General features: G+C 67.1%; 12 protein-coding genes. 8 read left to right on the forward strand and 4 right to left on the reverse strand.

The window, feature by feature from the left end:
* Nucleotides 1–11: 11 nt before the first annotated feature.
* The 3 genes from MKAN_RS26975 to MKAN_RS26985 all read left to right on the forward strand — a co-directional run bounded on the left by MKAN_RS26975 (nucleotide 12) and on the right by MKAN_RS26985 (nucleotide 10592).
* A complete protein-coding gene (locus MKAN_RS26975; protein ID WP_023373775.1) occupies nucleotides 12–6329 on the forward strand; it encodes a type I polyketide synthase in 6318 nt (2105 codons plus the stop codon).
* Nucleotides 6326–9370, forward strand: a complete 3045-nt coding sequence (locus MKAN_RS26980; protein WP_023373777.1) for a type I polyketide synthase — start codon at nucleotides 6326–6328, stop codon at nucleotides 9368–9370. The genes MKAN_RS26975 and MKAN_RS26980 overlap by 4 nt, the downstream gene beginning before the upstream one ends.
* A 160-nt stretch (nucleotides 9371–9530) precedes the next feature.
* Nucleotides 9531–10592 (forward strand): type III polyketide synthase, encoded by a 1062-nt coding sequence (locus MKAN_RS26985; protein WP_023373779.1) that lies wholly within the window; start codon nucleotides 9531–9533, stop codon nucleotides 10590–10592.
* Here the strand turns inward: MKAN_RS26985 and MKAN_RS26990 are convergent.
* Both MKAN_RS26990 and MKAN_RS26995 read right to left on the reverse strand, forming a co-directional pair.
* Complete coding sequence (locus MKAN_RS26990; RefSeq protein ID WP_103799530.1) at nucleotides 10575–11837, reverse strand: cytochrome P450; 1263 nt, start codon at nucleotides 11835–11837, stop codon at nucleotides 10575–10577. The genes MKAN_RS26985 and MKAN_RS26990 overlap by 18 nt on opposite strands.
* A gap of 14 nt (nucleotides 11838–11851) precedes the next feature.
* On the reverse strand, nucleotides 11852–13618 hold the full coding sequence (locus MKAN_RS26995) for an ABC-F family ATP-binding cassette domain-containing protein (protein WP_023373784.1): 1767 nt from the start codon (nucleotides 13616–13618) through the stop codon (nucleotides 11852–11854).
* A gap of 391 nt (nucleotides 13619–14009) precedes the next feature.
* On the opposite strand from MKAN_RS26995, the gene MKAN_RS27000 reads away from it, so the two are divergent.
* The 5 genes from MKAN_RS27000 to MKAN_RS27015 all read left to right on the forward strand — a co-directional run bounded on the left by MKAN_RS27000 (nucleotide 14010) and on the right by MKAN_RS27015 (nucleotide 20934).
* On the forward strand, nucleotides 14010–15566 hold the full coding sequence (locus tag MKAN_RS27000; RefSeq protein WP_023373786.1) for an MFS transporter: 1557 nt from the start codon (nucleotides 14010–14012) through the stop codon (nucleotides 15564–15566).
* 189 nt (nucleotides 15567–15755) lie between these two features.
* Entirely contained in the window at nucleotides 15756–16736 is a 981-nt protein-coding gene (locus MKAN_RS27005; protein ID WP_225722816.1) for a hypothetical protein, read from the forward strand.
* A 634-nt stretch (nucleotides 16737–17370) separates the two neighbouring features.
* On the forward strand, nucleotides 17371–17520 hold the full coding sequence (locus MKAN_RS32650; RefSeq protein WP_269466804.1) for a type VII secretion target: 150 nt from the start codon (nucleotides 17371–17373) through the stop codon (nucleotides 17518–17520).
* A 218-nt stretch (nucleotides 17521–17738) separates the two neighbouring features.
* Nucleotides 17739–20723, forward strand: a complete 2985-nt coding sequence (locus MKAN_RS27010; RefSeq protein WP_023373792.1) for an acyl-CoA synthetase — start codon at nucleotides 17739–17741, stop codon at nucleotides 20721–20723.
* Complete coding sequence (locus MKAN_RS27015) at nucleotides 20716–20934, forward strand: Trm112 family protein (RefSeq protein WP_023373794.1); 219 nt, start codon at nucleotides 20716–20718, stop codon at nucleotides 20932–20934. The genes MKAN_RS27010 and MKAN_RS27015 overlap by 8 nt, the downstream gene beginning before the upstream one ends.
* Here the strand turns inward: MKAN_RS27015 and MKAN_RS27020 are convergent.
* A complete protein-coding gene (locus MKAN_RS27020; RefSeq protein WP_023373796.1) occupies nucleotides 20900–21511 on the reverse strand; it encodes a TetR/AcrR family transcriptional regulator in 612 nt (203 codons plus the stop codon). The two genes, MKAN_RS27015 and MKAN_RS27020, sit on opposite strands and share 35 nt — an antisense overlap.
* Nucleotides 21511–22260, reverse strand: coding sequence for an ABC transporter permease (locus MKAN_RS27025; RefSeq protein WP_225722970.1), 750 nt, complete (start codon nucleotides 22258–22260; stop codon nucleotides 21511–21513). Before MKAN_RS27025 ends, MKAN_RS27020 begins: the two co-directional genes overlap by 1 nt.
* Between the last annotated feature and the right edge of the window lie 2 nt (nucleotides 22261–22262).

Below are 22262 nucleotides of genomic sequence, written 5' to 3' on the forward strand. Positions count from 1 at the left end.
AAGGAGCAGCTTTGACGGGCACCGCCAAACACGTTGATTACCTCAGACGGCTGACCGCCGATCTGCGACGCACCCGGCGCCGGCTTGCAGAACTGGAGGACAGGCTGTCGGAGCCGGTGGCGATCGTGGGGATGGGTTGCCGGTATCCCGGCGGTGTCGACTCGCCGGAGTCGTTGTGGCAGATGCTGATCGACGGCCGCGATGCCATCACCGAATTCCCTGCCGATCGCGGCTGGGATATCGAGGGGACGTTCGATCCGGATCCGGACGCGTCCGGGAAAACCTACTCGCGACGGGGCGGATTCCTCACCGACGCGGGTGACTTCGACGCCGGGTTCTTCGGTATCGGCCCCAGCGAGGCGCTGGCGATGGATCCGCAGCAGCGGCTGATGCTGGAGGTGTCCTGGGAAGCCTTGGAGCGCACCGGGATTGACCCGACTACCCTGCGCGGCTCGCCCACCGGCGTGTTCGTCGGCGTCATCCATGCCGGCTACGGGGGCGAGGTCAAGGGTGAGCTGGAAGGGTACGGCCTGACGGGTTCGACGTTGAGTGTGGCCTCGGGTCGGGTGTCGTATGTGCTGGGGTTGGAGGGCCCGGCGGTGTCGGTGGATACGGCGTGTTCGTCGTCGTTGGTGGCGTTGCATCTGGCGGTGCAGTCGTTGCGGTCGCGCGAGTGCGATCTGGTGCTGGTGGGTGGGGTGACGGTGATGGCCACCCCGGCGGCGTTCGTGGAGTTCAGTCGGCAACGCGCGCTGGCCCCCGACGGGCGGTGCAAGGCGTATGCGGGGGCTGCCGACGGCACCGCATGGTCGGAGGGCGCGGGCGTGCTGGTGGTGGAGCGGCTCGCTGATGCGCAGCGGTTGGGGCATCCGGTGTTGGCGTTGGTGCGGGGTTCGGCGGTCAATCAGGATGGTGCCTCCAACGGGCTGACAGCGCCGAATGGGCCGGCGCAGCAGCGGGTGATTCGGGCGGCGCTGGCCAGCGCGCGGCTGGGGGTGGCCGATGTGGATGTGGTGGAGGGGCATGGAACCGGGACCATGCTGGGGGATCCGATTGAGGCGCAGGCGATCGTGGCCACCTACGGGCAGCGCGGTGGCGAGCCGGGCGCGGAGCCGTTGTGGTTGGGGTCGATCAAGTCCAACATCGGCCACACGTCGGCGGCGGCGGGGGTGGCCGGGGTGATGAAGATGGTGTTGGCGATGCGGCACGGGGTGTTGCCCAAGACGTTGCATGTGGATGTGCCGACGCCGCATGTGGATTGGTCGGCGGGGGCGGTGTCGTTGTTGACCGAGCCGCGGCCCTGGCCGGCTGAGCCGGTGCTGGGTCGGCCGCAGGGCCGGGTTAGAAGGGCGGCGGTGTCGTCGTTTGGGATCAGCGGGACGAATGCGCATGTGATTCTCGAGCAGGCGCCGGCGGTGGACGGTGTTGCGGCCGAGCCGGTTAACGGGGTGGTGCCGTGGGTGGTGTCGGCGCGCTCGGCGTCGGCGTTGGCCAACCAGGCGCGGCGGTTGTTGGCGTGGGTGGATCAGCGTCCGGCTTTGGCAACGGCGGATGTGGGGTGGTCGTTGGTGTCCACCCGGTCGGTGTTCGAGCATCGGGCGGTAGTGGTGGGCGCCGACCGGGCGCAGTTGTTGCAGGGTTTGGCCGGTCTTGCCGCCGCTGAGCCGGATGCGGCGGTGGTGGCAGGTCGCGCCCGGCCGACCGGCAAGACCGTGTTTGTCTTTCCCGGACAAGGGGCGCAATACCTGGGCATGGGCCGCGGGCTGTATGAGCGGTTCCCGTCATACGCCAAAGCATTTGACGCCGTCGCCGACGCGCTGGATCGGCACCTGAGATTGCCGTTGCGGCAGGTGCTGTGGGGCCTCGATGAGGCGCTGCTGGAAAGTACCGAGTTCGCCCAACCGGCGTTGTTCGCCGTCGAGGTGGCGTTGGCGGCGCTGTTGGCGGACGTGGGTGTGGTGCCGGACGTGGTGCTGGGTCATTCGGTGGGCGAGATCGCGGCGGCCCATGTGGCCGGGGTGTTGTCGCTGACCGATGCCGCGCGCGTAGTGGTGGGCCGCGGTCGGCTGATGGCCCGGTTGCCCGCCGGTGGGGCGATGGTGGCGGTGGCAGCTTCCGAAGACGAGGTGGCGCCGCTGCTGGTACCCGGCGTCGAGATCGCGGCGGTGAACGCCGCTGATTCGGTGGTGGTTTCGGGTCCCGCGGCCGCTGTGGACGTCGTCGTCGATGGGTTGGTGGCGCTGGGGCGCCGAATTCATCGGTTGGCGGTGTCGCACGCGTTTCATTCGGCATTGATGGAGCCGATGCTGCGGGAGTTCGGCACGGTTCTGGCCGATCTGAAAGCAGATCCGCCGCAGATCGGGTTGGTGTCCAACGTCACCGGGCAATTGGCCGGCTCGGGGTACGGATCGGCGTCGTATTGGGTTGAGCAGGTGCGCAAGCCGGTGCGGTTCGCCGACAGTGTGGCGCTGATCGAGTCCTTGGGCGCGGTGACATTCGTGGAGGTGGGCCCCCGGGCCGGGCTGACGGCGTCGCCGCCGCTGTTGGTCAAGGACCGGCCCGAAGCCCAATCCCTGCTCACCGGGCTGGGCGAATTCTTCACTCAAGGCATGTCCATGGATTGGCGCACGGTGTTCACCGGCCTGGGCGCCGAGCGGGTCGAGCTACCCACCTATGCCTTCATGCGGCGCCGGTTTTGGTTGCAGGACCTGGGAGTCGACCAGACCACGCTGAGCGGTGTCGGACTGCGGGGGCTTGGCCATCCGCTGCTGGGGGCGGTGGTGGAACGCCCCGACGTCGGTGGCGTGGTGTTGACCGGAATGCTGTGGCCCGAAGTGCAGGGGTGGTTGGGCGATCACGTGGTGGGCGGCGTAACCCTGTTCCCCGGGGCCGGATTCGTGGAGTTGGCGCTGCGCGCCGGTGACGAGGTCGGCTGTCCGGTGGTGCAGGAGCTGACCTTACTGTCGCCGCTGGCATTGCCGGCGGGCGAAGCGACGCGGATACAGGTCATGGTCGGCGACGCGGACGGGGCGGGGAGCCGGACGGTGTCGGTGTATTCGACGCGGGCAGCCGGCGATTCGTGGGTGCTACATGCCGAAGGTGTACTACGGGCCGGCGGTCCCGGTCACGGAGTGGACTTGTCGGTGTGGCCGCCGGTGGGTGCGTCCGCCGTGGATGTGACCGATGTCTACGAGCTGTTGGCGCAACGTGGCTACGGTTACGGGCCGGCGTTTCGCGGCCTGCGGGCAGCGTGGCGGCGGGGGCGCGAAATTTATGCGGAGGTGGCGGCTTCCGAGGATGTCAAGGTGGCGGGGTTTGGTATCCACCCGGCGGTGCTGGATGCCGCACTGCATGCGTGGGGATTCGCCGCGGCTGCCGACCAGTTGGCGCTGCCGTTCTCCTGGCAGGGGGTGTCACTGCACGCGGCCGGTGCGTCAAGGGTCCGGGTCCGCATCACCCCGGCAGACGCCGGTTCGGTGTCGGTGGCCCTGGCCGATTGGGCGGGCCTGCCGGTGTTGTCGGTGCGCGAGTTGGCGATTCGTCCGGTGTCAGGTGACGCGTTGTCGGCGGCGGCATTGGCTGCCGGTGGTGTGGCCGGTGACCGGTTACTCGGACTGGCATGGTCGCCGATTACGTTGGCGCCCGGCGGCGCCGACTCCGACGTGGTCGTGTGGGCGTCCGAGGCGAGTGCCGGTGGTGTCGCCGAACGCGTGGTTGCGGCGCTGGAGACGCTGCAGCGCTGGCTGGCCGACGATCGTCGCGAAGTCCTGGTGGTGTTGACGTGCGGCGCGGTGGGGTTGGACGGTGAGGGCGTCCGCGACTTGGCGGGTGCGGCGGTGTGGGGGCTGGTGCGGTCGGCTCAGGCGGAGTACCCGGGCCGGGTGGTTCTGGTGGATTCGGACGGATCCGTGGCCGCCGACGCTGTCGTCGGTGCCGGCGAGCCGCAGTTGGTGGTGCGCTCCGGCGTGGTGTACGGCGCCCGGCTGGAGGTTGTGAATTCGGGATTGGCATTGCCGGATCGGTTGTGGCGGTTGGGTGTTGGCGGCGGCGGAACATTCGAGGAGGTGGCGGTGCGGCCGTGTCCGCGGGTAGACCTGGAGACCCGCCAGGTGCGGGTTGCCGTGGGCGCGGTAGGGGTGAACTTCCGGGATGTGTTGGTGGCCTTGGGGATGTACCCGGGCGGTGGCGAGCTGGGCGCCGAGGGCGCCGGGGTGGTGGTCGAGGTCGGCCCGGGGGTCACGGGGCGCTCCGTCGGTGACCCGGTGATGGGTTTGCTGGGAGTGGTGAGCTCCGAAGCGGTGGTGGACGAGCGGTTGGTCACTGCGGTTCCGGCGGGCTGGTCGCTGGTAGCGGCCGCGGGCGTGCCGGTGGTGTTCCTGACCGCGTGGTACGGGTTGTCGGTGCTGGCTGGCGTGCGAGCCGGCCAGAAGGTCCTGGTGCATGCCGCGACCGGCGGTGTGGGCATGGCGGCCGTCGCATTGGCGCGGTATTGGGGTGCGGAAGTCTTCGCCACCGCGAGTGTCGGCAAATGGGATACCTTGCGGGCCATGGGTTTTGACGACGACCACATCGCCGATTCCCGGACGCTCGACTTCGAGGAGAAGTTCCGCAAAGCCACCGGCGACGGCGGGGTCGACGTGGTGCTCAACTCGTTGGCGGGGGAGTCCGTCGATGCGTCGTTGCGGCTGTTGGTGCCAGGCGGGTATTTCATCGAGATGGGCAAGACCGACCTGCGTGACCCCCGGGCCGTGACCGAACAGTATCGGGGAGTGGGCTATCGGGCATTCGACTTGATGGAGGCCGGCCCGGATCTCATCGCGCAGATGCTTTCCGAGCTGCTCGAGTTACTGTCCAACCGTACCTTGAAACCATTGCCGGTCAGGGCCTTTGACGTGCGCTGCGCTCAGCAGGCATACCGGTATGTCAGCCAGGCCCGTCACGTCGGCAAGGTGGTGCTGACCATCCCCCAAGGGCCCGCGGCGCGGTCGGTTCTCCATGGGGGCAGCGTGGTGATCACCGGCGGCACCGGAATGGCCGGGGCGGCGGTGGCGCGGCATCTGGTGGACCGCTACGGGGTCGGGCATGTGGTGTTGGTCAGCCGCACCGGCGAGCAGGCCCCGGGCGTTGCGGACTTGGTGGCCCAATTGCAGCAGGGTGGAGCTCAGGTTTCGGTGGCCGCCTGCGATGTGGCCGATCGAGATGCGCTCGAAGCAGTGCTGACCGAGTTACCGGACAGGTTCCCGCTCAAGGGAGTGTTCCATGCCGCCGGGGTGCTCGACGACGCGGTGATCGCGTCGCTGACGCCGAGCCGGGTCGAGGCGGTGCTGAAGGCCAAGGTCGACGGGGCCTGGAACCTGCACCAGCTGACACAGGATGTGGATCTGACTGCGTTTGTGATGTTTTCGTCGATGGCCGGGATCGCGGGCGACCCGGGGCAGGGCAGTTACGCGGCAGCCAACGCGTTCCTGGACGGGTTGGCCGCCTATCGACGCGAGCGCGGGTTGCCCGGACTATCGGTTGCCTGGGGATTGTGGGAACAGCCCAGCACCATGACGCGGCACCTGGGGGAACGAGATTTCGCCCGGATGAAGCAGGCCGGGCTGGATCGGCTGACCACCGAGCACGCGCTGCAACTGCTGGACACCGCGCTGATCAGCGACCGCCCGGTCGTCGTCGCCGCCCAGCTCAATACCGCGGTGATGACAGCTAATGCCGAGGTGCTGCCGCTATGGCGGGAATTGGTCACCCGCCCGTCGCGGCGCGTCATCGACAGCACCGGCACCGCCGCGTCGATGCCGGACCTGATTTCGCGTCTGCAATCGCTGAGCCCCGAGCAACGCCACCGCGAACTCGTCGACGTGATCATCACCAACGCCGCGACCGTTCTCGGGCATTCCAGCGCCGTCGACATCGATGCCCATAAGCCCTTCCAGGATCTCGGGTTCGACTCGCTGACCGCCGTGGAACTGCGCAACCGCATCAAGGCCGCAACCGGGATGACGCTGTCGCCCACGCTGATCTTCGATTATCCGACCCCGGCCGCCCTGGCCGAACACCTTGCCCAGCAACTCGATTCCACTGTCCCCGTGCTCGCCGACGAGCAACCTGACCGGCTGGCCCGCTTCGACGACGTTGCGCGCGAACTCGATACCCTGGTCAACCGGACCGACTGGACCTCCGAAGAGAAGGACCAGGTGTCCGAGCGGCTGCGCGCCATGCTGGCCGGGCTCGCCACGCCCAGCGCCGCGATCGTCAGCCAGGACGCCGACATCACCACCGCCAGCGAAAGCGAACTATTCGCCATTCTCGACGAGGAACTCGGCCCGTGAACCCGGGCGACATCGCAATTATCGGACTGGCCTGCCGGTTTCCAGCCGCTCCCGGCCCCGGCGAATTCTGGCAAGTGCTGCGCGACGGCCGCGAAACCGCCGGACCCATGGCCGGTAGCGCCGATTTCGACGCGGAGTTCTTCGACATCTCGCCCCGCGAGGCGGCCGCGATGGATCCGCGGCAACGACTGGCGCTGGAACTGGCCTGGGAGCTGCTCGAAGATGCCTTCATCGTGCCGGAAACGGTTCGGGCACGGCAGGTGTCGGTTTACCTCGGAGCCATGAACGACGACTATTCGTCCTTGACGCTACGCAATGCCACCGAAAACGTGGATCACTACTCGTTTGCCGGCGTCAGTAGAGCGATGATCGCCAACCGGGTCTCGTATGCCTTCGCCCTACACGGTCCCAGCATGACTGTCGATTCGGGTCAGTCGTCTTCGCTGGTGGCGGTTCACCTCGCCTGTGAGAGCCTGCGTGCCGGAACCTCCGAGCAGGCGATTGCCGGCGGCGTACATCTCAATGTCGCGAGTGAAACGGCCCTGTTGGAGCGCGAGTTCGGTGCCGTGTCGACCTCGGGGCACACCTACGCGTTCGACGGCCGCGCCGACGGCTACGTTCGCGGCGAAGGCGGTGGCCTGGTTCTGCTGAAGCCACTGCACGCGGCCCTGGCTGACGGAAACCGAATCCGCGCAGTCATTGTGGGTAGCGCCGTGGGCAACGCCGGGCACAGCTCCGCCGGCCTGACCGCGCCGTCGACTTCGGCGGAAGCCGACGTGATCCGGCGTGCGCTGGCCCAGGCCGGCGTGGACTGCACCGGGGTCGACTATGTCGAGGCGCACGGTACCGGCACCAGAATCGGCGACCCGGCCGAGGCTGCGGCGCTGGGTCAGATATTCGCTCAGCGCCGGCATGATCCGGTCAGGGTTGGCTCGGTGAAGACGAACATCGGCCACGCCGGCGCGGCCGCGGGAATCGCGGGCCTGATCAAGACGGTGTTGGCCATCGAGAACGAGTCGATTCCGGCGAGCCTCAACTATGTCAGCGCAAGCTCCGCTATCAATGTGGAAAGCCTTGGGCTGCAAGTCAACACCGTGCCGGCGGGGTGGCCCGACTGGGGTCGGCCGCGGCGGGCCGGGGTGTCGTCGTTCGGAATGGGCGGCACCAACGCTCACCTGTTGCTCCAACAGGCGCCGGCCACCGAAAGCGCTGCAATGCCACGCGTTAACAAGTCAACCGGCCTACCGTGGGTGCTGTCGGCCCGGTCGGCGCCAGCGTTGGCCAACCAGGTGCAGCGATTGCTGGCCCGGATGGACGAGCGCCCCGATCTGGATGCGGTGGATGTGGGCTGGTCGCTAGTGTCCACGCGGTCGGTGTTCGAGCACCGCGCGGTGGTGGTGGGCAGCGGCCGGGCGCAGCTGCTGAGCGGGCTTGCCGGCCTTGCCGCCGGCGAACCGGGCGCCGGTGTGGCGGTCGGCCGGGCACAGCGGGTCGGCAAGACCGCATTCGTGTTCCCCGGCCAAGGGGTGCAATACCTGGGCATGGGACGCGGGCTGTGCGAGCGGTTCCCGGTGTTCGGCAAGGCTTTCGATGCGGCAGCCGAGGCGTTGGATGAACACCTGAGGCTGCCGCTGCGGCGGGTGCTGTGGGGTACGGATGCGGCGGTGTTGCAGAATACCGAGTTTGCGCAACCGGCGTTGTTCGCCGTGGAGGTGGCGTTGGCGGCGCTGCTGGCGGAGATGGGTGTCGTGCCCGACATCGTGCTGGGTCATTCGGTGGGCGAGATCGCGGCGGCCCAGGTGGCCGGGGTGTTGTCACTACCCGACGCCGCGCGGGTGGTTGCGGTCCGCGCTCGGCTGATGGCGGGATTGCCGGCCGGCGGCGCGATGGTGGCGGTGGCCGCTTCCGAAGACGAGGTGGCGTCAGTGCTGGCGCCGGGAGTTGAGATCGCGGCGGTCAATGCGCCTGATTCGGTGGTGATTTCCGGCCCCGAGCTTGCGGTGAATGCGGTGGCGGACCGGCTGGCGGGCACGGGACGGCGGGTGCGCCGGTTGGCGGTGTCGCATGCGTTTCATTCGGCATCGATGGAGCCGATGCTTGCGGGGTTTGGTGCGGCCTTGGCGGGGCTGCCGGTGAGTCGGCCGCGGATCACATTGGTGTCCAATGTCACCGGCCGAGTGGTTGGTGCCGACTATGGATCGGCAGCTTATTGGGTTGAGCATGTGCGTAAACCGGTGCGGTTGGCCGAAGGTATCTTGTTGGCCGAGTCTTCAGGCGCAACAACGTTTCTCGAGGTCGGCCCCTGCGCTGGCTTGACAACCTCTCCGGCGTTGTTGGCCAAGGATCATCCCGAAGCCGAATCCCTGCTCACCGCAATGGGTCAGCTGTTCACCGAAGGCGTGAGCATGGACTGGCCCAAGGCATTTGCCGGCCTGGGCGCCCGGCCGGTCGAACTTCCCACCTACGGCTTTGCGCGGCAGCGTTTTTGGCTTGGTGAGGGCACACGTCACGACATCGAACACGCCGGTAGGTCCACGCTGTGGCACCACTGGAACGAACTCGATCCGGCGGAACGGCACCGTCTGCTACTCGATTTGGTGTGCCGAAACGCGGCGGCGGTGTTGGGTGACTCGAGCAGCCGCCGCATCGACACGGGCCGCGCTTTTGAAGACGTCGGCTTCGAGTCGATGACGGGGATCGAGCTGCGTAACCGCCTGGCCGCAGCCACTGGTTTGACGTTGTCGCGCACGCTGATATTCGACTATCCCACTCCCACAGCGGTCGCCCGCCACCTGGGTGAGCGGCTGTCGTCGAGCGGTCTGGACGAACCCGGCGACGAGCAGGTCTGGCCGTTGTTGAGAAGTATTCCGCTGCGCGAGCTTCGGCGAACCGGATTACTGGGCAAGCTCTTGGTGTTGGCCGGCCAGGCCGAGAACACGGTGCGTGAATCGACCGTCACCGAGGACGTCATCGACGCGCTGAGCCCCGATGCCCTGGTCGCGATGGCGCTCGAGCCATCCGACGACAACAGCCTCCAATGACGAAATCCGGCGGGCACGCCAAATTACGGCATCACCGGCCATGCCCGCATACGACATGTGTTGAATACGCGTGCCTTTGCCAGACCGCCCGAAGCCGCCTAAAATTTGAATTCCCTTCAGGTGGGCTGGCCGGCGGGTGAGCAAGCGAGGGCAGGGGGCCATGAGCGTTGTTGCAGCCGTGTGCGGTGCATTGCCTCCGCACCGCTATAGCCAGAATCAGATCACCGATTCGTTCGTCGGATTTCCCGGTCTGAAGGAGCACGAGGATATCGTCCGGCGCTTGCACGCCGCCGCCCGGGTGAACAGCCGCCAATTCGTCCTTCCGCTGGAGCAGTACCCGGGGCTGACCGACTTCGGCGATGCGAACGAGATCTTTATCGACAAAGCCGTCGATCTGGCCGTCGAAGCGCTCATGGGTGCGCTCCACGAGGCCGGGCTGGAACCGCAGGACATCGACATGATCGTCACCACGACGGTGACCGGTGTCGCGGTGCCGGCCCTGGACGCCCGGGTCGCCGGCCGCCTGGGCCTGCGCCCCGACGTACGCAGGGTGCCGCTGTTCGGCCTGGGGTGTGTGGCCGGCGCGGCCGGAGTGGCCCGGCTACACGACTACCTGCGCGGTGCACCCGATGACGTCGCCGTGCTGATAGCGGTCGAGCTCTGTTCGCTTACCTACCCCGCGGTCAAGCCGACGGTGTCGGGACTTATCGGGACCGCGCTGTTCGGGGACGGCGCCGCCGCCGTTGTCGCCGTCGGCGATCGCCGCGCCGAGCAGCTGCGCACCACCGGGCCCACCATCGTCGACTCCCGCAGCCGGCTGTACCCCGAATCGCTGCACATCATGGGCTGGGACGTCGGTTCTCACGGCCTGCAGCTGCGGCTTTCTCCCGAACTCCCGAACCTGATCGAGCATTATTTGCCCGGTGACGTAACCGGATTCCTCGCCACGCATGGACTGTCCAAGGACGACGTCGGCGCGTGGGTGTGTCATCCGGGCGGTCCCAAGGTGATCGACGCAATCACCAACAGCCTCGAACTGGCCCCCGACGCGCTCGAGCTGACCTGGCGTTCGCTCGGCGAAATCGGCAACCTCTCGTCGGCGTCGGTGCTGCACATCCTGCGCGATACCATCGCCAAACGGCCGCCGAGCGGCAGTCCCGGACTGATGCTGGCCATGGGGCCGGGGTTCTGTGCCGAGTTGGTACTACTGCGCTGGCACTGAGCCGGCGAACTCGACGATCAGTCCGGGTTTTGGGGACAGCGCGGCGAAGTTGGCCGCGCGGATCCGCTGGGCAGGCAGGCGCAGCGTCGTTCGGGCGACCAGTCGAGCCAGCATCACCATCATCTCGGTGGTAGCCATGACCGCCCCGATGCATCGGTGCAGCCCGCCGCTGAACGGGATGAACTCGTGTGGCGCGGGCCTGCGGTAGTCCGGTGAGTCGGGGTCCCACCGCTGCGGACGGAACTCCCTTGGCGCGGGCCATATTTCGGGCAACCGATGGGTGACGTACGCACTGAAGATCAACAGCCGTCCCGACCTGATCCGGTGGCCGTCGAACACCAGGTCGCGCATCACCCTGCGAGCCGAGATCACCCCGGGGGAGTACAGCCGAAGTGTTTCCTGCACAAGGCCGTTGAGGAAAGTCAGTGAGTCGATGTTGTCGGCGGCGGGAGCGTTGCCGCCGAGCACGCGATCAACTTCTCGGGCGACGGTCTCCCAGGCGCCCGGCAACGTGAGCAACGCATGGGCCGCCCAGGCCAGCGCCCCGCTGGTGGTTTCGTAGCCGGCAGTGATGAGCGAGACGATCGCATCGCGAACCTCGTTGTCGCTCAACGTGTCGATCAGTGCGGTCAACATGTGGTCGTCGGGCATGGGCCGGGCGCGCGCGTCGGAGATCACCGTGTTGACGAGGTCGTCGATACGGTGCCGAGCCGCCATCGCGCTTCGCCAGCCCGGTGAGTTCAACCGTCGTTGCAGCCGCATCAGCTGCGGCGGCCGGTGGGTCAGGTCGAGCAGCGGCTGCAATTGCTCACCGAGGAAGTCGGAATGGGCGGCCAGTCGCGGGCCGAACAGACTCTCGGCGGTGCTGCGCCGCACTGCCGAACGGAACTCTTGGTAGAGGTCGAGCCGCTGTCCTGGGCGCCAGGCGTCGATGACGGCGTCGATGGTGGACACCATGGTCTGCACATAGTCCTGAACTCGCCGGTGGTGCAGCCCGGGTGCCACCACGCTGCGGCGGCGCCGGTGGTCTTCGCCGTCGCTGACGATCAGCGCGGTAGGCCCGTCGACGGGAACCAGGCTCTCGAACGTCTCACGCCAGCTGAACGCGTCGGCGTTGGCGAACACGAACTTATTGGCCTCGGCGCCCAACAGATACACGAAGCCATGCCGCCCGACGCCGGCGTCGATCACCGCACCGCGGTGCCGATAGAGCGCCAGCAGCGCTTCCCCGGGCAGGTACGGCACCGTCCGGTACCCGTTCATTCCAGCACCTCTGAAATCTGCAGCCAGCGTTCCTCCGTCGCGCCAACCTCGTCTTCGAGATCGCGCAATTCCCGGGTCAATCGGGCCAGGCCGACGTGGTCGGCCTGGTCATGCTCGGCGAGTTCGGTGTGCTTGGCGGCAATCCGGTCGGCCAGGCGGGCAAGCTGACGCTCGGCGGCGGCCAATTCCTTCTCCGCAGCCCGGCGCTGTGCGCCCGAGATCTCCTGTGGCTCAGCTGGTTTGGCGACTGGTGTAGGTGACGGTTTGGTAGCCAGCCGCAGGTATTCGTCGATGCCGCCGGGCAGATGCCGCAGCCGGCCGTCCAGAATCGCGTACTGCTGATCGGTGACCCGTTCCAGCAGATAACGATCGTGGGAAACGACGATCAAGGTGCCCGCCCACGAGTCCAGCAGATCTTCGGTCGCCGTCAGCATGTCGGTATCCACGTCGTTGGTGGGCTCGTCGAGCAGCAGCACGTTGGGTTCGGATAACAGCGTCAGCATGAGCTGCAGCCGGCGCCGCTGACCGCCGGAAAGCTCGCCAACCCGCGCCGACAGCTGACCCCGGCCGAAGCCCAGACGTTCCAGCAGCTGGGCCGGGGTCACCTCGCGCCCGTCGACCTCATAGCCGCCGCGAAGCCCGGTCAGCACATCGGCAATCCGGTCCTGTGCGAACGGGGTCAGCGCATCACCTTGCTGGTCGAGTACCGCCAGCCGAACGGTCTTGCCGCGCTTGACCCGGCCGGAATCGGGCTCGAGGGTGCCCGCTATCAGTCCCAGCAGGGTGGATTTCCCGGCGCCATTGGCTCCGACGATTCCGGTGCGTTCGCCCGGGCCGATCCGCCATTCGATGTCCCGCAGCACCGGGCGGCCGTCAAAGCAGACCGACACGTCGAGTAGGTCGATGACGTCCTTGCCCAGCCGGGCGGTGGCCAGCTTGGCCAGCTCGACGGCGTTGCGCAGCGGCGGCACGTCGGCGATCAGCTGGTTGGCGGCCTCGATGCGGAACTTGGGTTTGGCGGTTCGCGCCGGAGGACCGCGCCGCAGCCAGGCCAGCTCCTTGCGCATCAGGTTCTGCCGTTTGGCCTCGGCCGCGGCGGCGAGCCGGTCACGTTCGACGCGTTGCAGCACGTAGGCCGCGTATCCGCCCTCGAAGGGCTCGACGACGCCGTCGTGGACTTCCCAGGTGGTGGTGGCGACCTCGTCGAGAAACCACCGGTCGTGGGTGACCAGCAGCAGCCCGCCGCTGTTGCGGGCCCAGCGTTGTTGGAGGTGGCCGGCCAGCCAGGTGATGCCTTCGATGTCGAGGTGGTTGGTCGGCTCGTCGAGAGCGATCACGTCCCAGTCGCCGACCAGCAGCCGGGCCAGCTGGACGCGGCGCCGCTGGCCGCCGCTGAGGGTGGAAACCTTTGCACGCCAGGCGATGTCGGACACCAGTCCGGCGACCACGTCACGGACGCGCGGGTCGCCGGCCCAGTGGTGTTCGGGTTGGTCGCCGACCAGCGTCCAGCCGACGGTGTGAGCGGGGTCCAGGGTGTCGGCCTGGCTCAGCGCGCCGACGCGCAAGCCGCTGCGCTGGGTGACCCGTCCGGCGTCCGGCTCCATCTGGCCGGTGAGCAGGCCCAGCAGGCTGGATTTGCCGTCCCCATTTCGCCCGACGATGCCGATGCGTGCGCCGTCGTTGACGCCGAGCGTGACCGACTCGAATATCACCTGGGTCGGGTACGCCAGGTGTACGGCCTCGGCTCCGAGCAGGTGTGCCATCGGGCCGACGCTACCTGCACACATCGTTGACTCGGCTGGCGGACAGATTCCGTGTCGTAATCCGTGGTCTTCGGCGTCAACGGTACCGGCTGTGCCGCTCGGGGCGCGGTTCTCGAGGGCCGGTGTTACCCCACGCGGTGGGACGCTGTCGAAAACCTGGGAAACCGTGTAGCCCAATGGAATTGCTGTTTGTCCAGTCCATCAGGCAATGGCCGCGGCTAGTTCGTCGTTGGTCCGCGGCAAAGGTGAGGTTCGAGCGGCGGCCGGACCTAATCGGCCGCCAGTCGCCCATCGATTGCGCAAACTTCCGGTCGTTCAGGGCATTACAGGAAAACATCGGCCAGCGTGATCCCTAGACTCGACCGCACATCACGACGAGAGGCAAACCGGCATGGATGTGCCACGCATCGAAACGCAACCCGGCGAGGACAAGCTGACGCTCGCCCAATGGATGACCGTGCTCGCCATGGCACTGGGATTCGCCGTCACCGGTGCCGACCCAACCATCTTCTCCAGCAACCTCGTGCCGGTGCGGGAGGGACTACATATGTCCACCGCCGCCGCTGGGTTCGCTGCCAGTCTGGCTACTCTCACCCTGGCCGCGGCCATCCTCGGCGCAGGCACCCTCGGCGACGTCTACGGCAAACGCCGGATGTATCTGCTGGGCCTGGCTGGTGCGATCGTTTTCGGCTTGCTGGCCGCAGCCTCGCCCAACGCGGTGATGCTGATGGTCGCCCGCGCTCTGACCGGTGTCTTCTTCGCCTTCCTGCTGGGTCTTTCGCTGGCGATCATCAACGCCGTGTTCCTGCCCGAGCAGCGGCCCAAGGCCATCAGCCTCTTCCTTGGGGCCGCATTCTTGGTCGGCGCACCACTACCGCTGATCGGCAACGTCCTGGTCGAGTCACTTGGGTGGCGCTGGGCGTTGGTCGTGGCCCCCGCCGTAGCGTTGCTCACCATCCCCATCACCATTCGGTTCGTCCCCGAGACGTTCCGGATCAACGACCGCCGAATCGACTATCCCGGTATTGCCGCCGCCGGCTTCATGCTGGTCAGTTTTGTCTACGGCCTGTCCCGGCTGGCGCACGGCCCGGCCGCTGCCGCACCGCTGTTGGTGGTCGGGCTGGCTGCCGGAGTCTTTTTCGTGTGGTGGGAGTTGCGGACCGACCATCCGGCCCTGGATCTGCGGATCTTCCGGGCCGGCCCGTTCAATGCCGCCGTCATCGCCGGGCTGGCGTTCAACTTCCTGTCCGCCGGGCTCATCCTCATCCTGAGCTACTACGCCACCGTGGTCCGCGGATATTCGCTCACCGTGCTGGGCGTGTTGTTGCTGCTGGGCGCCGCCGTGCAGGCGCCCGCGGCCGTTGCGGCTGGCCGCATGATGACCCGGACCTCGGCGCGGGCCACGATCTTGTTAGGTCTGGGGCTGCTCGCCGGGGCCACCGGCGTGTTCGCCACCTTCGGTATGGGCACTTCTATCGTCGTGATCGGAGTGGGAATAGTGGTCCTGACTGCAGGCCTGGGCTTCATTGAGCCCCCGCAGGCCAGTGTCATGATGAGTTTTGCCCCACCAGGTTTGGAGGGCTCGGTCGCCGCGGTCAAACCCGGCGTCGGCCAGTCCGCTTACTCGCTTGGCCCCACCATGGTCACCCTGTTGGCCACGACTTTCTACACGGCACGAGCGCAGGACCGGTTCGCCGGGACGGGCGTCTCTCCCACCCAGGCCGCCAGAGCATTGGAAGCTACCCGTTCGTACGGCGGGGGCAACCTCGGCGGCGTCGCCGTGCTTGATCCGGAGTCAGCCCGCAGCCTCATGGCGACCACCCAGGAAATCGTCGTTTCCGCGTTGCGTACCACCAGCCTGCTGATGGCACTGATGCCGCTAACCGCCGCTGCGGCCGTCTGGCTGCTGCTGCCACGCCAGCTACCTCTTGAGCAGCGGGCTGGGTGACAGCCATCGCGATGGCTCGGTGGCTCCGCAGCGTGGGGCGGGGGTCGGAGACAATCATCTTCCAGCCGCAAGAAATGCCGCCGATAACAATTATTGCCAATGTGCACTATAGTCTGCCTCGCTTACCAAACTGGCGAGTCGCACGCTGATGTAAAGGAGTTTCGGTGAGTCACGCAGTCCCGTCCGTCCTTGCACCGGCGGCTGTGTTGGCATCGCTTACCGGCCATCCCCGGGGGCGATCCGCAAGTCAGTCAGCGACCGGAAAGCGGGCCGTGGCCAACCACCGTCAGCCCATCGCGAGGCGTGTCTGAGGGGTACCAGGTGACAACCTTCGTTAACGATCCCGCTCCGAAATTCGAACGCACGCGCAATGGATACGATCCGGCTGCCGTCAACCAGTACATCGCGGAACTGATGGTTCAGCGGCAGGCGCAACACTACGAGACCGAAAGACTCCGGGTGGAGATTGCCGCCCTGCGGGACGAAAACGCGGTGCTGCGCGATACCTCGCCGTCGCCGCCGGCGGTCACCGACCGGTTGGCGAAAATGCTCCGGTTCGCTGTCGACGAGGTATTTCAGATGCAGTCCGAGGCGCGTGCCGAGGCGTCGGCGTTGATCGCCGCGGCCAAGAATGAAGCCGAAGCGGCTCGCGTGAGCAAAAGAGACATGCTGGCCCAGATAGAGGCGCGGCAACGAGCCCTCGATCTCGAGCATGCCGAGGCGGTCCGACGTGCGCGAGAAGAAGCAGAAGAGCTTAGGGCACAAGCTGTCCGAGAGATCGACCAGATGCGCATCGCCGATGCCAGGCGCCGCGAGAAGGCGGAACAGCAACTCGATGCCGAACTGATCAGGCTCCGGTCCGACGCCCAATTCCAGATCGATGATCAGCTGCGAACCACGCAGCAGGAGTGCGACAAGCGGCTCAATGACGCCAAGACCGAGGCCGAACGGCGCGTCCGCCTTGCCGACGAGCAGGTCGAGCAGCGCATGGCCGAGGCGCGACGTATGTTGGACGACGTCAATCAACGAAGGCTCGGTGTGCTCGAGCAGCTGGCGCGCATACACGCCAAACTCGAGGACATCCCCGCGATCCTGGAGTCGGCCCGATGTGCCGAAACCAACATGCTTCAGTCGATGGGGGGCGCGTTCTCGGAACTGCGAGCCATCTAATTCCCACGGCGGGCTAAAGGCCCGAGCACCACGAGGGATTCAGTTCAGCGCGGACCGTATGCGCACGCCGCACCCGGCTCGGCGATCATGCCCGACCTCACCCACTTGTCGGATCTGGTTCAGATGTCGGACCCGGCGCGACTTCTCGGCGGTGCCGGCTTGCCGGCGATGGGCCAACTCGGTGGCGCGACGGCTCAGATGCATTCGCTCCCAATGGAAGTGGGGCCTGTCGGCAGCATTGGTCAGGCCGGCAGCCCCGCGCTGACGACCGCCGCGCAATCCGCGTCGGGCACCCCGGGGTTGCCAGGATCTGCGCCGCATGCCCCGTCGCGCCGACCGCAGGGCGACGGCGGAGGTGGCAGGGCTTCGGGCGGAGCGGATGCCGCGCGGGCGCCCGTCGAAGGGCCGCCAACGAGTGCTGAGAAGACCGCGAGGGTGCCGATATTCGTCAATGTCGGGGTGCCAAAAGCGTAGCGAGCCAAACCTGACAGCAAAGTTGTCTACCAGAGGGGAGTAATCATGGGACGTTTTCTGTACGTCGTGCCGGAGTTCCTGGGCGTGCTGGAGCGGATTCGCAATCAGTCAGTCGGTCTCGACCACTCACGGCACGTTCTGCTCGCTGTTCAATCAGACTCTGGCAGGGTTCGAGACCGTTCGCGGTGCCACCGGCGCGTGCGTTCAACAGGTCGACGGACAGCTGGCAGAAAGTCTTCGTAAGGCCGCCGGTGCTTATCTCGACACCGACGAAGGGGCGGCCGGCGTGCTCAGCAAATTCTTTCGCTGATCGCCGCCCGGGATAGGGGCCGTCTGCAGCATGGGCACCGTCAGTCGGAGCTGCAGCACCCCGGCCACCGCCGGCGGCGCCGGCGGAGCCGTCTACGACGGCGTGACCTGCGCCCCGCTCCGATGTGGAATGATGTCCACGCTGGTCAAGGCCAACCCAGGCAGCACCCAGGCAGCACTCGGGGAGCGTTCAGGAGCACTCAGGAGCACTCAGGAGCAGTGGTGGATCTCAATTTGTCGATGGTCACACGCCCGGTCGAGCGTCTGGTGGCCACAGCCCAGAATGGTCTGGAAGTCCTGCGGCTGGGTGGCCTGGAAACCGGCAGCGCACCGTCGCCTTCGCAGATCGTCGAGAGCGTGCCGATGTACAAGCTGCGGCGGTACTTCCCGCCGGACACCCGGCCCGGGCACGCGCCCGTGGGTCCGCCGGTGCTGATGGTGCACCCGATGATGATGTCGGCCGACATGTGGGACGTCACCCGCGAGGACGGCGCGGTGGGCATCCTGCACGCCCGCGGTCTGGATCCGTGGGTAATCGACTTCGGCTCGCCCGACAAGGTCGAGGGCGGCATGCGCCGCAACCTGGCCGACCACATCGTCGCACTCAGTCAGGCCATCGACACGGTCAAGGACACCACCGGACAGGACGTGCATCTCGTCGGCTACTCGCAGGGCGGGATGTGGTGCTACCAGGTCGCCGCCTATCGGCGCTCCAAGAACCTCGCCAGCATCGTGGCGTTCGGCTCGCCGGTGGACACCCTGGCCGCGTTGCCGATGGGTATTCCGGCCAACTTCGGTGCGGCCGCCGCCAGTTTCATGGCAGATCACGTCTTCAATCGACTGGCCATTCCCAGCTGGATGGCGCGCACCGGTTTCCAGATGATGGATCCGCTCAAGACGGCCAAGGCCCGCCTCGACTTCCTGCGGCAGCTTCACGACCGCGAGGCCCTGCTGCCGCGGGAACAACAGCGCCGATTCCTCGAATCCGAAGGCTGGATCGCCTGGTCCGGTCCGGCGATCTCAGAGCTGCTCAAGCAGTTCATCGCCCACAACCGGATGATGACCGGCGGTTTCGCCATCAGCGGTCAAATGGTGACGCTCACCGACATCACCTGCCCGATACTGGCTTTCGTCGGAGAAGTCGACGACATCGGCCAGCCGGCCTCGGTGCGCGGCATCCGCCGCGCCGCGCCCAACACCGAGGTCTACGAATGTCTCATCCGCACCGGCCATTTCGGTCTCGTCGTCGGATCCAGGGCGGCGCACCAGAGCTGGCCCACGGTCGCCGACTGGGTGCGCTGGATCTCCAGCGACGGTGACAAGCCGGCCAACATCAGCTTGATGGTCGAGCAGTCGGCCGAACACACCGACAGCGGAGTCGCGTTCAGCTCCCGGGTCGCGCACGGTATCGGAGAGGTCTCCGAGGCGGCCCTGGCCATGGCCCGCGGTGCGGCCGAGGCGGTAGTCGCCGCCAACAAATCGATGCGCACCCTGGCCGTCGAAACCGTCCGCACGTTGCCGCGCCTGGCCCGGCTGGGGCAACTCAACGACCACACCCGGATATCGCTGGGCCGGATCATCGACGAACAGGCCCACGACGCTCCGCAGGGCGAATTCCTGCTGTTCGACGATCGCGTGCACACCTACGAGGCCGTGAATCGGCGTATCAACAACGTCGTTCGCGGCCTGATCGACGTGGGGGTGCGCCAGGGGGACCGGGTGGGTGTGTTGATGGAGACCCGGCCCAGCGCCCTGGTCGCCATCGCGGCGTTGTCCCGGTTGGGGGCGATCGTGGTGCTGATGCGCCAAGACGTCGACCTGGCCGCACAGGTCCGGCTCGGCGGAGCGACCGAGATCATCACCGATCCCACCAACCTCGCCGCGGCCCGCCAATTGCCCGGACAGGTGCTGGTGCTCGGTGGCGGCGAGTCACGAGATCTGCATCTGCCCGAAGACGCCGACGTCATCGACATGGAGAAGATCGACCCCGATGCCGTCCAACTGCCCGCCTGGTACCGGCAAAATCCAGGCCTGGCAAGGGATTTGGCGTTCATTGCGTTCAGCGCGGTCGGGGGTGAGCTGGTCGCCAAGCAGATCACCAACTACCGGTGGGCGGTCTCGGCCTTCGGCACGGCATCGACGGCCGCCCTGGACCGTCGAGACACCGTGTACTGCCTGACACCGCTGCACCATGAATCGGCGCTGCTGGTCAGCCTGGGCGGCGCGGTCGTGGGCGGCACGCGCATCGCACTGTCACGCGGACTGTGTGCCGACCGGTTCGTCGCCGAGGTACGCCGTTACGGCGTCACCGTCGTGTCCTACACCTGGGCCATGCTGCGCGACGTGGTCGACGATCCGGCGTTTGCTCTCAACGGCAACCACCCCGTGCGGCTGTTTATCGGCTCGGGTATGCCGACCGGATTGTGGGGGCGCGTCGTCGACACCTTCGCTCCGGCACATGTCGTCGAGTTCTTCGCCACCACCGACGGGCAGGCGGTGCTGGCCAACGTGTCCGGCGCCAAGATCGGCAGCAAGGGCCGCCCGTTGCCCGGCGCCGGACGGGTCGAACTCGGTGCCTACGACGCCGAACACGACCTGATCCTGGAAAACGAACACGGGTTCGTCCAGGTCGCCGAAACCAACCAAGTCGGAGTGCTGCTAGCACACGCCAGCGGACCCATCGATCCGACCGCCTCGATCAAGCGGGGCGTCTTCGCACCCGCCGACACCTGGATCTCCACCGAATACCTGTTCTACCGCGATGCAGACGGGGACTACTGGCTGGCGGGCCGGCGCGGCTCGGTCGTACGCACCGCGCGGGGAATGGTCTATGCCGAGCCGGTCACCGATGCGCTGGGCTGCGTCAACGGCGTCGACCTCGCGGTCACCTATGACGTTGCGGTCAACGGCCAGCAGTTCGCCGTCTCGGCGGTGACCTTGCGGCCGGGGGCGACGATCACCGCGGCCGATCTCACGGAAGCGGTCGCAGGCACGCCGGTCGGACTGGGACCCGATATCGTCCACGTGGTGCCGAAGCTGTCGCTCAGCGCGACCTACCGGCCCACCGTCAGCGCGCTGCGGGCCGCCGGAATTCCCAAGCCGGGCCGCCAGGCATGGTATTTCGACCCTGCCTCCAGCGAGTTCCGCCGGCTGACCCCGGCGGCGCGCACCGAGTTGTGCGGCGAGAAATCCGCCGATGATTGACGAAAAGCTGCTGGACATCCTGGTGTGCCCGGCTGACCAGGGCCCGCTGCTGCTCGTGGACGACGGACAGGCGCTCTACAACCCGCGGCTGCGGCGCGCCTACCGCATCGAGGACGGCATCCCGGTGCTACTGGTCGACCAAGCCCGCGACGTCGGCGACGACGAACACGCCCGCTTCACGGCGCCAGGCCCTTCGGCAGCTCCCCGGTGAGGTAGCGCTGCAGATTCGGTGCGATCGTCTGCACGATCTGCTCGGCCGGCAGCGACGCAAAAGGCTCCATCTTGACGATGTAGCGCGCCATGGCCACACCTATCAACTGTGAGGCGACGAATTGAGCGCGGATCCTGCCCGTCCCGGGGGGACTGTCGACGCGTGAACCCAGCTCCGCGGTCACCATGTCCTCGAAGAAAGAGCGCACAAAGGTGACGCCGTCGCCCGACAACAGCGACCGCACCGTCGCGATCAACCGCGGGCCCAGTTCGGAATCCCACAGCGCAAGCAGCGCGGTCGGTAGCTGCACGCCGAGCTCCTCGACCGGGGCTTCCCGCATCGGCGCGATGATGTCCATCGGATCCACCGCCACATGAATGGCGGCAGCGAACAGTTGTTGTTTGGTGCCGAAGTAGTGATGCACCAGGGCGGCGTCCACTCCGGCGGCCGTGGCCACGGCCCGGATCGAGGTTCGGTCAATACCGTTGTGCGCGAACAGTTCTCGAGCACAGGCCAGGATGCGCTCGCGGGTGTCGGAGTTTCCGGCCGGCCGGCCGGGGCGTCGCCGCGCCGCCACTACGGCGTCCGCCGTCGCAGCGTCACCGCCGCCAGACCCAGCGAGGTGATCGCGAAACCCAGCACGACCACGATGTCGCGCACCGTGGTGTAGGTCAGCTCGGAATGCGCGCTCACCTGTTGCAGGGCCTCCAGGGCGTAGCTTGCGGGCATCGCATTGCTGAGCCACTGTAGCCAGGCCGGCATCAGCGCCCGCGGGACGATGATGCCCGCCAGCAGCAGTTGCGGCACCATCACCAGCGGGATGAACTGCACGGCCTGGAATTCGGTGCGGGCGAAGGCGCTACAGAGCAGCCCCAGCCCGACACCCAAGGTCGCGTTGACGATCGCGATCACGAATACCCACGCGGGACTCCCCGCGGTGTCGAAGCCGAGGAACCAGAACGCCACCATGCACGCCAGCGTGGCCTGGGCGGCCGCGGCGATCGAAAACGCGGTCCCGTAGCCGGCGAGCAGATCGATTCTGCGCAGCGGCGTGGTCAAGATGCGCTCCAGCGTTCCCGAAGCCCGTTCGCGTTGCATGGTGATCGCAGTGATGACGAACATCACGAAAAGCGGGAAAAGGCCCAGCAGGACCATGCACGCCGTGTCGAATCCGGAGGGAGCACCGGGGCGGGGCGGAACCTTGTCGAACATGAAATACATCAGCGTGATGACCAGAACCGGCACCAGCAGGATCATCGCGATGCTGCGGTGATCGGCAGTCAGCTGGCGCAGAATCCGTGCGGTAGTGGCCGCATAGTTCTGCAGGC

Source organism: Mycobacterium kansasii ATCC 12478 (assembly GCF_000157895.3).
GTDB lineage: Bacteria > Actinomycetota > Actinomycetes > Mycobacteriales > Mycobacteriaceae > Mycobacterium > Mycobacterium kansasii.

Bases quoted from the DNA above. Each gene is read 5' to 3' on its own strand.
- MKAN_RS27000 (WP_023373786.1), top strand. From the start codon at position 14,010: ATGGATGTGCCACGCATCGAAACGCAACCCGGCGAGGACAAGCTGACG.
- MKAN_RS26985 (WP_023373779.1), top strand. From the start codon at position 9,531: ATGAGCGTTGTTGCAGCCGTGTGCGGTGCATTGCCTCCGCACCGCTAT.
- MKAN_RS27015 (WP_023373794.1), top strand. From the start codon at position 20,716: ATGATTGACGAAAAGCTGCTGGACATCCTGGTGTGCCCGGCTGACCAG.
- MKAN_RS26995 (WP_023373784.1), bottom strand. From the start codon at position 13,618: ATGGCACACCTGCTCGGAGCCGAGGCCGTACACCTGGCGTACCCGACC.